This is a genomic window from Nonomuraea pusilla (assembly GCF_900109355.1).
Classification (GTDB): domain Bacteria; phylum Actinomycetota; class Actinomycetes; order Streptosporangiales; family Streptosporangiaceae; genus Nonomuraea; species Nonomuraea pusilla.
Map to the genome: position 1 here is coordinate 183,011 of NZ_FOBF01000018.1, position 14,705 is coordinate 197,715.

Here is a 14,705-nt window from a genome sequence, read left to right on the forward strand (position 1 = left end):
CGGCGTCAGGGGGGCGCAGGGGCGAGGGGGAGGCGGGCGACGAAGCGGGCGCCGCACGGGGAGTCCTCCAGGGCGAGGGTGCCGTGGTGGCGTTCGGCGATCTGGCGGGCGATGGCGAGGCCGAGGCCGGTGCCGCCCGTCTCCCTGTTGCGGGCCGTGTCCAGCCGGGTGAAGCGCTGGAAGACGTACTCGCGCTGCTCGACGGGGATGCCGGGCCCGTCGTCGCGTACTTCGAGCACGACCTGGCCCCGTTCGGGCCGCACCTCGACCGCCACGCTGGAGGCGGCGTGGCGTTCGGCGTTGTCGACGAGGTTCGTGAACATCCGGATGAGCTGCAGCCGGTCGCCGGTGACGACGGCGCCCGGCCGGATGTCGGTGACGACGGCCTTCTGCGGGACGCGCCTGGCCAGCTCGGCGCCGACGAGCTCGCCGAGGTCGAGCGGCTGGTCGGCGCTCGCGGCCCCGGCGTCCATGCGGCACAGGGCCAGCAGGTCGGTGACGATGGCCTGCAGCCGGTCGAGGCCGGCGAGCTGGGCCCGCGCCATGGACGGCCAGTCGGCGTCCTCCGGGTGCAGCAGCGCCTCCTCGACCTGGGTGCGCATGGCGGTGATGGGGCTGCGCAGGTCGTGGGAGGCGTCGGAGGCGAACCGGCGCTCCCGCTCGACCGCGGCCTGGAGACGGTCGAGGGTCTGGTTGACGGTGAGGGCGAGACGCTGGATCTCGTCGTGGTGGCCGGGCACCGGCACCCGGCGTTCCAGGTCGGTGGAGGTGATCTCCTGTAGTTCGCCGCTGATGGCCTCGACCGGGTCGAGCGTCCTGCCGACCGTGCGGTACGCGCCGATCGTGGTGGCGCCGACGAGCAGCAGCGAGCCGCCGACGAGCGTGGCCATGAGCAGGTGGTCCACGTACCAGGGGACGACGGGCTCGGCGCCGTAGACGGTCCAGTGTCCGCTGGGGGTGCGCAGGCGCATGGACACGACGTTCATGCAGGTGTCGTGGAAGCCGGGCGCGTCGCAGACCGTGCGGTGGACCTGGAGGTTTTCCTCCGGCGGGGTGAAGGCGGAGATCCTGGGCCTGCCGGCCATCGGCTCGGCCGCGGCGACGACCCGGCCGTCGGGCCCCACGACCTGGAGGACGTCGATCTCCTCGCTTCTGATCACCCGGGGCAGCGGCCGGCCGCGCGTGATCTGGTGGGCGACCCGCAGCACGGCGTCGTGGAGGACCTCGTCGGTCTGCCGGTGGGCGGCGGAGTCGCGCACACCGGCGAGGACGAGCGCGGAGATCCCGGCGCACAGGAGCGCCATCACGGCGCTGGACAGCAGCGTCAGCCGCGTGCGCACGGACCGGTTCCGCAGCAGGATCACCGTCGCTCGCCACCTTCCTCACAGCTCACGCTAGGGTCGGTTGGTTAGAGACGGAGACAGCCGCCGGACAAATTGCGACAAAACGCCCAGCCCGCGCGGCCTCGGGCGGGCGGTGGCCGGGGTGGGCCGCCGCCCGCCTCGGGTCAGTCCTCCCGGGAGGTGCGCAGCAGTTTCCTGCGGCCCAGCACCGTCCTGACCACGGGGGTGAGCAGTGCCGCCGCGGCCAGCGCCAGCAGCACCACGGCTGTGGGGCTGCCCACGAGCACGGCGGGGTCGCCCGCGCCGATGGCCAGGGCCCGCCGGAGCTGGATCTCCGCCATCGGGCCGAGGATCATGCCGATCACGGCGGGGGCGACGGGCAGCCCGAACCTGCGCATCGCGTACCCGAGCAGGCCGAGCAGGTAGAGCACGACCAGGTCCACGACGGTGCCGTTCAGGGCGTAGACGCCGAGCGCGGCGAACAGGACGATCCCGGCGTACAGGTACGGGCGGGGCACCCGCAGCACGCGCGCCCACAGCGGCGCCAGCGGCAGGTTCAGCACGAGCAGCATCGTGTTCCCGATGAACAGCGACGCGATCATGCTCCACACCAGCGCCGGGTTGTGGTCGAAGAGCTGCGGCCCCGGCTGCAGGCCGTACTGCTGGAACGCGGCCAGCATGATGGCGGCCGTCGCGGACGTCGGCAGCCCCAGCGTCAGCAGCGGGACGAGCGTGCCCGCGGCCGAGGCGTTGTTGGCCGCCTCGGGCCCGGCCACCCCTTCGATGGCGCCCTTGCCGTACTCCTCCCGGGCGACTCCGCGCGCGAGCCGCTTCTCGGCGGCGTACGACAGGAAGGTGGGGATCTCCGCCCCGCCGCCGGGGAGCGCGCCGAACGGGAAGCCCAGCGCGGTGCCGCGCAGCCACGGCCGCCACGACCTGCGCCAGTCGTCGCGCCCGAGCCACGCCCTGCCGACCGGTACGACCTCGGGCGGGGTGTGGCGCAGCCGCGACGCCACGTACAGCGCCTCGCCGACCGCGAACAGGCCCACCGCGACGATCACCACGTCGATGCCGTCGAGGAGCTGCGGCACGCCGAACGTGAGGCGCGCCTGCCCGGTCTGCTGGTCGATGCCGATCAGCCCGATGGTCAGGCCGAGGCCCAGCGACGCCAGGCCGCGCACGACCGAGCGCGACAGCACCGACGACACCGCGGTGAACGCGAGCAGCGCCAGCGCGAAGTAGTCCTCGGGGCCGAACGAGATGGCGAAGGCCACGACGGCGGGCGCCGCCACGACGAGCAGGCCGGTCGCGATGGTGCCCGCCACGAACGAGCCGATGGCCGCCGTCGCCAGCGCCTGCGCCGCCCTGCCGCGCCTGGCCATCTTGTTGCCCTCCAGCGCGGTGATCATGGAGGACGACTCGCCCGGCGTGTTGAGCAGGATGGACGTGGTGGAGCCGCCGTACATGCCGCCGTAGTAGATGCCGGCGAACATGATGAACGCGCTCGTCGGGGGCACGGTGAAGGTGACCGGCAGCAGCAGCGCCACCGTCATCGCCGGCCCGATGCCGGGCAGCACGCCGACGAGGGTGCCGAGCGTCACGCCGATCAGCGCGTACATGAGGTTCACCGGCGTCAGCGCGCCGCCGAACCCGTCAATCAGCAGACGGAACGATTCCACTCAGATCACCTCCCGCCGGCAGCGACACGCCGAGCCCCTTGACGAACAGCAGGTACGTGCCCACGCCGAGCGCCGCGCCGAGCAGCGCCGCGCGCACCTTGTGCTCGGCGCCGAGCGCGACGGACAGGCCGAAGAACAGCAGCGCGGCGCCGGCGATCCAGCCGACCAGGTTGAGCAGCGCGGTGAACCCGAGGAAGACGCCGCTGACCAGCCCGACGCTGCGCCAGTCCGCGGGCGCGTCTGGGTCTATGTCCTCGCTCTCCTCGGGGTCGCCCCGGCCGCCGCGCAGCACGTCCGCGACGTAGAACAGGCCGATGAGGATCATCGCGCCGCCCACCAGCGTGGGGAAGAACCTCGGGCCGAGGCCCAGCCGGGAGGCGGCGGCGGAGACGTCCAGCGTGCCGAGGACGACGACCACGCCGAGGCCGAGCACCAGCAGCGCGAGCCCCAGCTCGGGCCGCCACCACCGCCGCTTCTCCCGTACGTCAGGCGCGGACATCAGGAGACGACGCCCAGTTCGGCGATGACGCCCTTGACCCTGGCCGTCTCGGCGGAGAGGAAGTCGGCGAACTGCTGCCCCGTCTGGAACGAGTCGATCCAGCCGTTCTTGGCCACCGCGTCCTTCCACGCCTGCGAGTCGTGCATCTTCGTCACCAGGTCGGTCAGGGTCTTCTTGTCGGCGTCCGACAGGCCGCCGGGGGCGACGAAGCCGCGCCAGTTGGCCAGCTCCACGTCGAGTCCGCCCTCCTTCAGGGTGGGCGCGTCCAGGTCGGGCAGCCGCTGCGCCGACGTCACGCCGAGCGCGCGCAGCTTGCCGGACTTGACGTGCTCGGCGAACTCGCCGACGCCCGACACGCCCGCGCTCACCTTGCTGCCCAGCAGCTCGTTGAGCGCCTCGCCGCCGCCGGAGTGCGCGATGTAGTTGACCTGCTTGGGGTCGACGCCCGCGGCCTTGGCCATGAGCCCGGCCACGATGTGGTCGGTGCCGCCGGCCGAGCCGCCCGCGATCGACACCTTCGCCGGGTCGGCCTTCCACGCGGCCACCAGGTCGGCCAGCGTCTTGAACGGCGAGTCCGCGGGCACGACGACGATCTCGTACTCCTCGGTCAGCTTCGCGATCGGCGTGGTCTCGGCCAGCGTGACCTTCGACTTGTTCTGCTCGATGGCGCCCACCATGACCAGGCCCATCGTCATGAGCAGGTTGCCGTTGCCCTTCTCGCCCGCGAGCTGGGCGAGGCCGATGGTGCCGCCCGCGCCGGGCACGTTGTACACCTCGACCTTGCGGTCGGGCGCGGCCGACTTCAGCGCCTGCTCCGCGGTGCGGGACGTCTGGTCCCAGCCGCCGCCGGGGGAGGCGGGGGCCATGATCCGCAGGGTGCCCGAGGCGGCCGAGCCGCCCGCGCCTCCGCCGCCGCATCCGGCGAGGGCGAGCGCGGACATGGCCGCGACGGCGGCGAATATGCGTACACGCATGATCGACTCCAGTGGGGGGATTTCACGTCGTGGAAACTGGATGGTGAGGCGGCCGGCCCGTGCGCGTCGAGGGTTTGCGCGGTTGCCGTCATAGTGGTCGTATTGGTCGCGACCTGCCCGTGACCTGGCTTTGTTTCCATGGCCAGCGTGAGACGGGACGCCTCCCTCGGAACCCAGCTCTTCGTGCTCCAGACGGTGATCGTCCTGCTCGCCGTCGGAGGCACGGCGGGTGTGTGGGCGCGGCACACGCGCGAGCAGCTCGACGCGCTGCACCAGCAGCGCGCGCTCGCGATCGCCCAGTCCGTGGCCGCGCTCCCGCAGGTCAGAGCCGCGTTCACGCTGAAGAACCCCGAGACCGTGCTCCAGCCGCTCGCCCTGAGCGTGCAGGGCGAGACCGGCGCCGACTACGTGGTGATCGCCAACAGCGAGCAGACGCGCTACGCCCACCCGAACGCCACGCTCATCGGCAAGCGGCTGTCCACCGACGGCACCGCGGTGCTGAGGACGGGCAGGAGCTGGGTGGGCACCGAGACCGGCACGATCGGCACCACCGTCAGGGGCAAGGCGCCCATCCGCGACGAGTACGGCAACGTCATCGGCCTGGTCTCGGTGGGCGTGCTGCAGACGACCGTCACCGGGCAGCTCGCGGGCGCGCTGCCGCCGCTGCTCTGGACGGCGCTCGCGGTCCTGCTGGCCGGGCTGGCGCTCGCCGCGCTCATCACCGTGAGGGTGCGCAGGCAGACGTTCGGGCTGGAGCCGCGGGAGATCGCCGCGCTGCTGGAGCAGCGCGAGGGCGTCCTGCACGGAGTGAAGGAGGGCGTGCTCGCGCTCGATCTGGAGGGCAGGGTGACGCTGGTCAACGACGCCGCCTGTGAGCTGCTCGGCGAGGTGGGCGAGGACCTGACGAGGATGCCCGTCTCCGACCGGATGCGGGACGTGCTGGGCGGCGCGGACCCGGGCGAGGACCGGGTGGTGCTGCACGGCGACAGGATCCTCGTGCTGAACCGGACGCCGGTCGAGGTGCGCGGCAGGCACCGCGGCTGGGTGGTCACCCTGCGCGACCGTACGGAGCTGACGCGGCTGGCCCGCGAGCTGGACGCGGCGAGCAGCGCCACCGAGGCGCTACGGGCGCAGGCGCACGAGTTCGCCAACCGCATGCACACGGTGCTCGGGCTGCTGGAGCTGGGCGAGCAGGAGGCGGCGATCGGCTTCATCAACCGCACGGCGCACGGCGCGTACGCGACCGGGCTGCGCGAGCGGGTCCAGGACCCGACGCTGGCCGCGCTGCTGCTGGCCAAGTCGGCGGAGGCGGCGGAGCGGGGCGCGAGGCTGGTGCTCTCGGAGGACTCCGAGGTGCCGGAGGGCGTGCTCGGCGACCCGCAGGACGCCGTGCTGGTGGTCGGCAACCTGGTCGCCAACGCGATCGACGCGCTGGACGGCCAGGAGGGGACGGTCGAGGTGTCGGTGCGGGCGGGCGCCGACGGCCTGCGGGTCCGCGTCGGCGACTCGGGGCCCGGCATCACGCCTGAGCTGGTGGAGGAGGTCTTCAGGGAGGGCTTCACGACCAAGGCGGCCCGTTCGGGCCCGCGCGGGCTCGGGCTGGCGCTCACCCGGCAGGCGTGCCTGCGCAGGGGCGGCTGGGTGCAGGTACGTGACGCGGGGGGAGCGGCGGGGGGAGCGGTGTTCACCGCGTTCCTGCCCGCCAGGGCGGGGGCCCTGCGGTGAGCGACGTCAGGGTGCTCGTGGTGGACGACGACTTCATGGTCGCGCGCATCCACGCCGGGTACGTGGCGCGGGTGCCCGGCTTCCGGGTGGCCGGCGCGGCGCACAGCGGGGCGGAGGCGCTCGCCGCCGTGGCGGAGCTCCGGCCCGACCTGGTGCTCCTCGACATCTACCTGCCCGACATGTCGGGCCTGGCGGTGCTGAAGGAGCTGACCGGCTTGGACGTGCTCGTCGTCAGCGCCGCCAGGGACGTCCCGACGGTCAGGGAGGCCATGCGCGGCGGCGCGGTGAACTACCTGATCAAGCCGTTCACCGCGGCGGCGCTGGCCGAGCGGCTGCGCCAGTACGCCGACACCCGCAGGCGGTTCACCGCCATCGGCCCCGAGGCCCGCCAGGACGACGTGGACCGGCTCTTCGGCACGCCCCAGGCGGCGGCGCCGCTGCCGAAGGGGCTGTCGGCGGCGACGTGCGCGCTCGTGGCCGAGGCGCTGCGGGAGGCGGGCCGCGACCTGTCGGCGGCCGAGGCGGCCGAGCGCACCGGGCTGTCGCGGGTGAGCGCCCGCCGCTATCTCGAATACCTGTGCGCGGCGGGGCAGGCGGAGCTCCGCCCCAGGTACGGCACGGCGGGACGGCCGGAGCATCGCTATCGCTGGCTAGGTTGACATACTTCCGTGTTCATTTCTCGTGACATATGCCGATCCCCGTGCCTTACTGTTGCCTGAGACTGGCAGCGGAAGCGCGGGAGGAGATTGAGGCGTGCGGAACGCCGGACCGATCGGATCACCGACCGACCCGTTCGCCTCGGTGCCTCTGCCCACGTCGGGAGTCTCCAGGAGGCCGAGGATCGAAGCACTGCCCCCAGGCGTCTCACGCGACATCTTCGGTCCCCAGGACGGCCAGGAGCCGCGTCCCGCCGGGGGTCAGGCCGGGCAGAGCGGCCAGAGCGGCCAGAGCGGCGGCGCGCCGCCCCCTGTCGCCCCGCAGCCGTGGCCCATGAAGGACAAGGAGCCGTCGCCCGTCTTCGGCTCGCCCCCGCCGTCGCCCCCGCCGTCGGAGCCGGAACCACCCAGGCGGCGCCGCCTGCTCCCCGGGCTCGCCGCGCTCGTCGCCGTGCTCGCCGTCCTCGCGTACGTGGTGCCCGCCATGCTGATGTCCGGCGCCGTGCTGCGCGGCACCAGGGTCGGAGGGGTGGACATCGGCGGGCTCACCGTCACCCAGGCGGCCGACAAGCTCCGCGCCGAGCTCGCCCCCAAGCTGGCCAAGCCTGTCGTCGTCGAGATCGGCGACAAGCAGGACACCGTCCAGCCCGACGAGGCCGGTGTCGAGCTCGACGTGGTCGGCACCATCGGCGAGGCCCCGAGCGGCTTCCCCGGCCCGATCGAGGTCTGGCGCGGACTCACCGGCACCACCGACATCAAGCCCAGGATCACGGTCGACGCGTCGCAGCTCACCAGGACCGTCGAAGGGCTGGCCGAGAGCGTGGACAAGCCCGCGCGCGAGGGCCGCGTGACGTTCTCCGGCCTCACCCCGAAGGCCCGCGAGCCCGAGGACGGCGTGCTGCTCGATCGCGAGGACGCCGTCACCCGCATCGGCGAGGCGTTCCTCGCCGGCCGCGGGACCGTCGCGCTCAACCTCCGCCCCGCCAAGCCGGTGAGCACGCCCGAGGGGGTGCGCGCCGCGGAGACGCGCGCCAAGCGGGCCGTCTCCGCTCCCGTCACGCTGACGCTCGGCGGCAGGCAGGCCCAGCTCACGCCGGCCGTGATCGCCGCCAACCTCACGTACGCGCCCGGCGACGACGGCTCGCTCGTCCCCCGCTTCGACGCGAAGGCCGCGCTGGCCACGGTGGAGAACACCCTGGTGGACGCCGCCCAGCAGCCGCGCGACGCCACGTACGCCATCGTCGGCGGCAAGCCGGTGCTGGTGCCCGCCAGGAAGGGCCGCGGCATCGACGCCGACCGCTTCGCCCGCGACGTCCTCGGCGCGCTGGAGTCGGGGACCGGCAGGACGGTGCCCGTGACGCTCGCCTCCGTCGCGCCCGAGGTCACCACCGACCAGGTGCGCGGCCTCGGCATCAAGGAGAAGGTGGCCGAGTTCAGCACCACCTTCGACTGCTGCCTGCCCCGCGTCACGAACATCCAGCGCATGGCCCAGCAGCTCGACGGCCGCATCGTGCGCCCCGGCGAGACGTTCTCGCTCAACGAGGCCACCGGCCGGCGCACCGCCGAGGACGGCTACGTCGTGGCCGGGCAGTTCGTCGGCGGCCGGATGGTCCAGATCGTCGGCGGCGGCGTCTCGCAGTTCGCCACGGCGATGTACAACGCGGTCTTCCTCGGCGGCTTCGAGCAGGTGCAGCGCACCCCGATGGACTACTACTCCGACCGGTACCCGGCCGGGCGCGACGCGGCGCTGCTCTACCCGAGCGTGGACCTGAAGTGGCGCAACGACTCCGAGCACGGCGTGCTCGTCAAGACCGCCTACACCGGCACGTCGGTCACGGTCACGCTGTGGGGCACCAAGCGCTACGACCGCGTCGAGGCCGTCGAGTCGGAGCGGCGCGACCCCACGCCGTTCCGCAGCGAGACGAGCTCCGCCCCCGGGTGCGTGCCGTCCGCCGGGCAGCAGGGCTTCACCGTGGACGTGACCCGGGTGTTCCACCAGGACGGCAAGGTCGTCAAGCGGGACAAGAAGGTCACCACGAAGTACCGGCCGCAGGCGCAGGTGACCTGCACCGCTACCGGACGCTGACCTCCAGGATCCGGTCGTCGCCCCGGCGCGGCGACCCCCTGCCGTCCCTGTTGCTGGTGGACACCCAGATCGTGTCGCCCGGGGCGGCGGCGACCGCGCGCAGCCTGCCGTAGCGGTCCTGGAAGTGCGCGACCGGCGTGCCCGCCGCGCCCGACCGGCTCAGCGGAACCTGCCACAGGCGCTCCCCGCGCAGCGCGGCCACCCACAGCGAGCCGCCCGCGTACGCCATCCCCGACGGCGACGCCTCGGACGTCGGCCAGGTGACGATCGGGTTGACGAACCTCGGGTCGTCGCCGCGGCCCTCGACCTCCGGCCAGCCGTAGTTGGCGCCCGGCCTGATCAGGTTGATCTCGTCCCAGGCGTTCTGGCCCAGCTCGGAGGCGTACATGCGGCCCGACGGGTCCCAGGCCAGGCCCTGCACGTTGCGGTGGCCGTAGCTGTAGACGAGCGTGCCGAAGGGGTTGCCGGGGGCGGGGGCGCCGTCCTCGGTCATGCGCAGGATCTTGCCGCCCAGCGAGTCGCGCCGCTGGGCCAGCCCGCCCTCGCCGGTCTCGCCGGTGCCGGCGTACAGGTAGCCGTCGGGGCCGATCGCCAGCCTGCCGCCGTTGTGGATGGCGCCCTTCGGTATGCCCTGGACGATGACCTTCGGCTCGGTCACCGCGCCGCCGCGCAGCCGGTAGCGGACGATGCGGTTGTCCCGTTCCGCGGTGAAGTAGACGAAGACGAGGTCGCCCTTGACGGCGACGCCGAGCAGGCCGCCCTCGCCGCCGGGCGCCACCCCGGTGATCCTGCCGAGGTCCTTCACCCCGCCCAACCGGCTCACCCGCAGCAGCCTGGCCGTGTCGCGCTCGGTGACGAGGGCGTCGCCGCCGGACAGGAACGCGATCGCCCACGGCACCGCCAGGCCGCTCGCCACCGTCCGCGGCTCGCCCGCCGCGGGAGAGGACACAGGAGAGGACACAGGAGAGGACACAGGAGAGGACACGGGAGAGGACACAGGGGCGCCGGAGGGCGACGCGGGGGAAGCCCCCGCGGGCGTCTCGGCGGGCCCGGCGGGCGCCGTGCGCGCGGCCTGGCCGCCCGCGGCGGAGCACGCGGTCAGGGCGGCCAATGCCATGATCGTCCAGAGCTTCCTCATGTGTTCCATACTTCCCCCCGAGCCGTAAGGTTCTCCGCATGAAGATCTGGGTTCCCAACGATTCGGTGGCCGGCGTCCTGTCCGATCTCCCCGGCGTCGAGTGCGCGGTCTACGACGGCTCCGCCATGCCCGAGGGCGTCGAGGACGTTGAGGTCTGGATCCCGCCGCTGATCACGGTCCCCGACGTGCCGGGAACCCTGGCCGCGATGACGTCGCTGCGCCTGGTCCAGACGGTGACCGCGGGGGTGGAGCCGTACCGGCCGCACATGCCCGAGGGCGCGGTGCTGTGCAACGCGCGCGGCGTGCACGACGCGGGCACCGCCGAGTGGGCGGTCGGCGCGATGATCGCGGTGCTGCGCGACTTCCCCGCCTTCGTCGACGCGCAGCGCAGGGGCGAGTGGACCTACCACCACACCGGCGTCCTGGCCGACTCCACCGTCCTGATCGTCGGCCACGGCTCCATCGGCGCCGCGCTCGAACGGCGGCTCGACGGCTTCGAGGTGGAGGTGCTGCGCGTGGCGAGGAGCCCGCGCGAGGGCGTCCACGGCATGGAGGAGCTGCCGGCGCTGCTGCCGCGGGCCGACGTCGTGGTGCTGCTCGTGCCCGCCACCCCGGCCACCGCCGGCATGGTGGACGCCGCGTTCCTGTCCCGGATGAGGGACGGCGCGCTGCTCGTCAACGCCGCGCGGGGCGGCGTCGTCGACACCGACGCGCTCCTCGCCGAGCTGAAGAGCGGCAGGCTGCGCGCCGCGCTCGACGTGACCGCGCCCGAGCCGCTGCCCGAGGGCCACCCGCTGTGGAGCGCCCCGGGCGTGTTCATCACCCCGCACGTCGCCGGGAGCACCCCGGCCTCGGGGCGCCGCCTGCTGCGGCTGGTGCGGGCCCAGATCGCGCGTCATCTCTCGGGCGAGCCGCTTGCCAACGTCATCACCGACGCGTACTGAGAGGATTCCCGAACGTGGCTGGTCCGTGACCTTCAGTGCGTACGGTGTCCTCTGCAGGGAGTTCCTGACTCACTGTCAAGGCACTCTTGGCGGCAATTGATCGGTGTGGTTATCAGATCGGTGACGACATCGGCGTTGTCACCACCCGGGCGCCCGCGACCGCACACACTGGCGATGTGACCCGCCGGACTTCGGCGGCCACTGGTGCAGAGTTCGAGACGGGATGGGCAACGACTGTGATCCGCTGGCGTGATCCACGGGCGCCGCTGACCACCGCGGCGGCGGCCGGTGTGGCGGGCTTCGCCGCCGCGCTCCTCGCGGGCGGCCCCGCCCTGCTCACGGGCGCGATCGCCGGGACGATCGCGGCCTTCGCCGCCGCGGCCTCGCTGCTGACCGCCTCCCTGCGGCAGGACCGGCAGCTCCCCACCACGAACGGCGCCCGGTGGATGGGCGGCGGCGCGCTGGTGTGGGCCGCCGGCGTGGCGGTGCGCCCCTTCGCCGACAGCTTCGTCGTCAGCTTCGCCGACCTGCTGGTGCTGCTCGGCACCGTGCTGATGGCCGCCGGTGCGGTGGGCGCCGCCGGGTACCGGCCGCCCGCGGGCGTCGTCCTGCGGCACCTGACCGACGCCTTCCTGTGCGCGGCCTCGCTGTTCATCGTGGGCTGGGTGGTGGCGCTGCGGAACGTCTACGCCGACACCGCCGACCCGCCCACGTTCACCGTCGCCATGCTCATGCCGATGATCTCGCTGGCGGTGACGTTCGCGGTGCTGCCGGCGGTGCTCGGCAGCAGGACGAACGCCTGGCCGCTGGGCCTGGCCGGCATCGGCGTGCTCGGCACCACCACCGTCTGGGGCATGGCCAGCGCCGTGGCCCGCCTGAGCGGCGGCGACCCCCCGCTGTGGAGCCTGATGCTCGCGCCCGTGGCGTTCCTGCTGCTCGCGGCCGTGCCGTGGGGGCCCGACGCGAAGGAGGCGGGCGGTCCCTCCTCCGGGAACGTCGTGTCGATGCTGCCGCTCGCGCTCGTCGCGGTCGCCACCTGCACCCTCGTCGCCCACCTGGCCGGGGGCAGGCCGCAGGCGCCCGTCACCGGCGTCGTGGTGCTCGCCGCGTCCGTCGTGCTCCTCCTGCTCGTCCGCCTGTTCGTCCTGGCCGGCGTGAACATCAGGCTGCGCGGCCTGGTCAAGCTCGGCGACAGGCAGCTCAGGGAGCTGGCGGAGAGCAGCGGCGACGTCGTGCTGCTGTGCGACTACGAGGGCGTCGTCCGCGAGATCGGCCCAGGCGTCGAGGTCATGTACGGCTACCGCCCTGAGGAGCTGGTGGGCGGCTCGATCTTCGACTACGTCCACCCCGAGGACCTCCCCGGCATCCAGGCGGCGATGCGCGCCATGGGCCCCGACGAGGAGGCGGCCTCGACGGGCGCCTGCATGGTGGCCTGCCGGGTCCGCGCCGCCGACGGCACCTGGCGGCCCACGGAGTCCGTCGCCACCCGCCGCATCGGGGGCGAGGAGCTGATGCTCGTCACCACGCGCGACGTCAGCGACGAGGAGGCCCTGCGCATCCAGGTCGCCCACCTCACCTTCCACGACGGCGTCACCGGGCTGCCCAACCGCGCCTACTTCGAGGAGCGCACCCGCGAGGTGCTGGCGGGCCGCCAGCCCGGCCACGTCGCGGTCATCTTCGTGGACCTCGACGGTTTCACCTCCGTCAACGACTCCGTGGGGCACGCCAGCGGCGACTACCTGCTCGGCCAGGCGGGGCGCAGGCTGCGCGGCGCCGTACGGGCCGACGACACGCTGGCCCGCTGGGGCGGCGACGAGTTCGCGGTGCTGGTGGAGACGGGCGGCGAGGCGCAGGTCGCGGTCGACCTCGCCGAGCGCCTGGTGCGCGCGGTGTCGCAGGAGCCGTTCCGCGTGGCCGACCGCGACGTGGCGCTGACCGCGAGCGTCGGCGTGGCCTTCACCGAGGAGGGCATGCCGTCGGGCGACCTCATCAGAAACGCGGATGTGGCGATGGCGCGTTCCAAGGAGCTGGGCGGACGCCGGGTCGAGGTGTTCGCGGCGCAGATGCACGCCGACGTCGTCCGCAGGCTGGAGCTCGCGGCCGATCTGCAGCGGGCGCTGATCGAGCAGCAGTTCGCCATCGAGTACCAGCCGGTCGTCGATCTGGCCACGTCCCGGGTGACCGCGGTGGAGGCGCTGGTGCGCTGGTGGCGCGGCTCGGTGTTCGTGCCGCCCGAGCAGTTCCTCGGGCCGGCCGAGGACACCGGGCTGATCGTGCCGCTCGGTGAGTGGATCCTGCGCGAGTCGTGCCGCGAGGTGGCCGCCTGGCGGGCCTCGTCGCTGGACATCGGGCTGTCGCTCAACCTGTCGGCGCGCCAGATCACCGCGCCCAGGTTCGTCGAGACGGTCGAGGAGGCGCTGAAGGACAGCGGGCTGCCCGCCTCCGCGCTCACCCTCGAAGTGATCGAGGAGATGCTGGTCGAGGACGCCGAGGAGACCGTCAGGCGGCTGTCGGAGCTGCGCGCTCTCGGGGTGCGGCTGGCCATCGACGACTTCGGCACCGGGTACGCCTCGCTGGCGTTCCTCAGGCAGCTTCCCGTCGACATGATCAAGATCGATCCGTCGTTCGTGTCGGGGCTCGGCAGGGACGACACCCTGACCCTGCTCACCCGTACGATCGTGCGGCTCGGCCACGACCTCGGGCTGATCGTCGTGGCGGAGGGCATCGAGCGGCCCGAGCAGCTGGAGCTCCTGCGTGAGATGGGATGCACCAGAGGCCAGGGTTTCCTGGTGGCACGTCCGATGGCGGCGCGAGGCGTGGACTCCCTGATGCGCACGAGTCTCACCGTTTGAGACGTGCGTCCCACCAAGTTGACATCGGGGCGTTCAGAGCGGCTATGGTGTAAGCCATGCTTCGCAGTGAGATTCTCGTAGTACTTCGCCGGCGCGCAGGCCGTTAGCGAAGCACTTCGACCTGCGCGCCGCCCCAGTCCCGCCGACCCCGGTGGGGAGGGGCATTTTTTATGTCCTTAAGTGATCAGCCACGCAAGGAACGAGCCGATGACCGAACGCATGACAGGTGCACAGGCCCTGGTCAGGGCGCTGGAGCACGTGGGAGTCGACACCGTGTTCGGGATCCCTGGCGGCGCCATCCTGCCCGCCTACGATCCTCTCTACGACTCGACCAAGGTCCGGCACGTGCTTGTACGGCACGAGCAGGGCGCGGGCCACGCCGCCGAGGGGTACGCGCAGGCCACGGGCAAGGTCGGGGTGTGCATGGCGACCAGCGGGCCGGGCGCGACCAACCTGGTGACGCCCATCGCCGACGCCTTCATGGACTCCGTGCCGATCGTGGCGATCACCGGGCAGGTGGCGTCCCCGATGATCGGCACGGACGCCTTCCAGGAGGCCGACATCTCCGGCATCACCATGCCGATCACGAAGCACAACTTCCTGGTGACCGACCCCGCCGACATCGCCCGGACCATCGCCGAGGCGTTCCACATCGCCTCGACGGGCCGTCCCGGGCCGGTGCTGGTGGACATCTCCAAGGACGCCCTGCAGGCCGAGACGGACTTCAGCTGGCCGCCGACGATGCAGCTGCCCGGCTACCGGCCGGTGACCAAGCCGCATTCGAAGCAGATCCGCGAGGCGGCCAAGCT

At 72.9% G+C, this 14,705-nt stretch carries 11 protein-coding genes; 6 read left to right on the forward strand and 5 right to left on the reverse strand.

Annotation, left to right across the window (positions count from 1 at the left end):
- Nucleotides 1-5 precede the first annotated feature (5 nt).
- From BMX74_RS31345 to BMX74_RS31360, 4 genes are all read right to left on the reverse strand, one after another.
- Complete coding sequence (locus BMX74_RS31345; RefSeq protein WP_256257368.1) at nucleotides 6-1,364, reverse strand: sensor histidine kinase; 1,359 nt, start codon at nucleotides 1,362-1,364, stop codon at nucleotides 6-8.
- 143 nt (nucleotides 1,365-1,507) lie between these two features.
- Nucleotides 1,508-3,022, reverse strand: coding sequence for a tripartite tricarboxylate transporter permease (locus BMX74_RS31350; protein WP_055505189.1), 1,515 nt, complete (start codon nucleotides 3,020-3,022; stop codon nucleotides 1,508-1,510).
- Nucleotides 2,997-3,521, reverse strand: a complete 525-nt coding sequence (locus BMX74_RS31355) for a tripartite tricarboxylate transporter TctB family protein (protein WP_055505188.1) — start codon at nucleotides 3,519-3,521, stop codon at nucleotides 2,997-2,999. Before BMX74_RS31355 ends, BMX74_RS31350 begins: the two co-directional genes overlap by 26 nt.
- Nucleotides 3,521-4,495 (reverse strand): tripartite tricarboxylate transporter substrate binding protein, encoded by a 975-nt coding sequence (locus BMX74_RS31360; protein ID WP_091104205.1) that lies wholly within the window; start codon nucleotides 4,493-4,495, stop codon nucleotides 3,521-3,523. The genes BMX74_RS31355 and BMX74_RS31360 overlap by 1 nt, the downstream gene beginning before the upstream one ends.
- Before the next feature lie 147 nt (nucleotides 4,496-4,642).
- Between BMX74_RS31360 and BMX74_RS31365 the strand changes: the two genes are divergently transcribed.
- From BMX74_RS31365 to BMX74_RS31375, 3 genes are all read left to right on the forward strand, one after another.
- Complete coding sequence (locus tag BMX74_RS31365; RefSeq protein WP_236714879.1) at nucleotides 4,643-6,220, forward strand: ATP-binding protein; 1,578 nt, start codon at nucleotides 4,643-4,645, stop codon at nucleotides 6,218-6,220.
- The gene (locus BMX74_RS31370; protein ID WP_091104206.1) at nucleotides 6,217-6,879 is read left to right on the forward strand and encodes a response regulator; all 663 of its coding nucleotides are present in this window, start codon (nucleotides 6,217-6,219) and stop codon (nucleotides 6,877-6,879) included. Before BMX74_RS31365 ends, BMX74_RS31370 begins: the two co-directional genes overlap by 4 nt.
- Nucleotides 6,880-6,973: 94 nt before the next feature.
- The gene (locus tag BMX74_RS31375) at nucleotides 6,974-8,962 is read left to right on the forward strand and encodes a VanW family protein (RefSeq protein WP_055505185.1); all 1,989 of its coding nucleotides are present in this window, start codon (nucleotides 6,974-6,976) and stop codon (nucleotides 8,960-8,962) included.
- Here BMX74_RS31375 and BMX74_RS31380 read toward each other — a convergent pair.
- On the reverse strand, nucleotides 8,949-10,079 hold the full coding sequence (locus BMX74_RS31380) for a PQQ-dependent sugar dehydrogenase (RefSeq protein ID WP_420538154.1): 1,131 nt from the start codon (nucleotides 10,077-10,079) through the stop codon (nucleotides 8,949-8,951). The genes BMX74_RS31375 and BMX74_RS31380 overlap by 14 nt on opposite strands.
- A 59-nt stretch (nucleotides 10,080-10,138) precedes the next feature.
- Between BMX74_RS31380 and BMX74_RS31385 the strand changes: the two genes are divergently transcribed.
- From BMX74_RS31385 to BMX74_RS31395, 3 genes are all read left to right on the forward strand, one after another.
- On the forward strand, nucleotides 10,139-11,044 hold the full coding sequence (locus BMX74_RS31385; RefSeq protein WP_055505183.1) for a 2-hydroxyacid dehydrogenase: 906 nt from the start codon (nucleotides 10,139-10,141) through the stop codon (nucleotides 11,042-11,044).
- Nucleotides 11,045-11,280: 236 nt separating this feature from the next.
- The gene (locus tag BMX74_RS31390; protein ID WP_236714878.1) at nucleotides 11,281-13,896 is read left to right on the forward strand and encodes a putative bifunctional diguanylate cyclase/phosphodiesterase; all 2,616 of its coding nucleotides are present in this window, start codon (nucleotides 11,281-11,283) and stop codon (nucleotides 13,894-13,896) included.
- 207 nt (nucleotides 13,897-14,103) lie between these two features.
- Nucleotides 14,104-14,705: thiamine pyrophosphate-binding protein (locus BMX74_RS31395; RefSeq protein ID WP_256257369.1), on the forward strand; the 602-nt coding region annotated here is incomplete at its 3' end.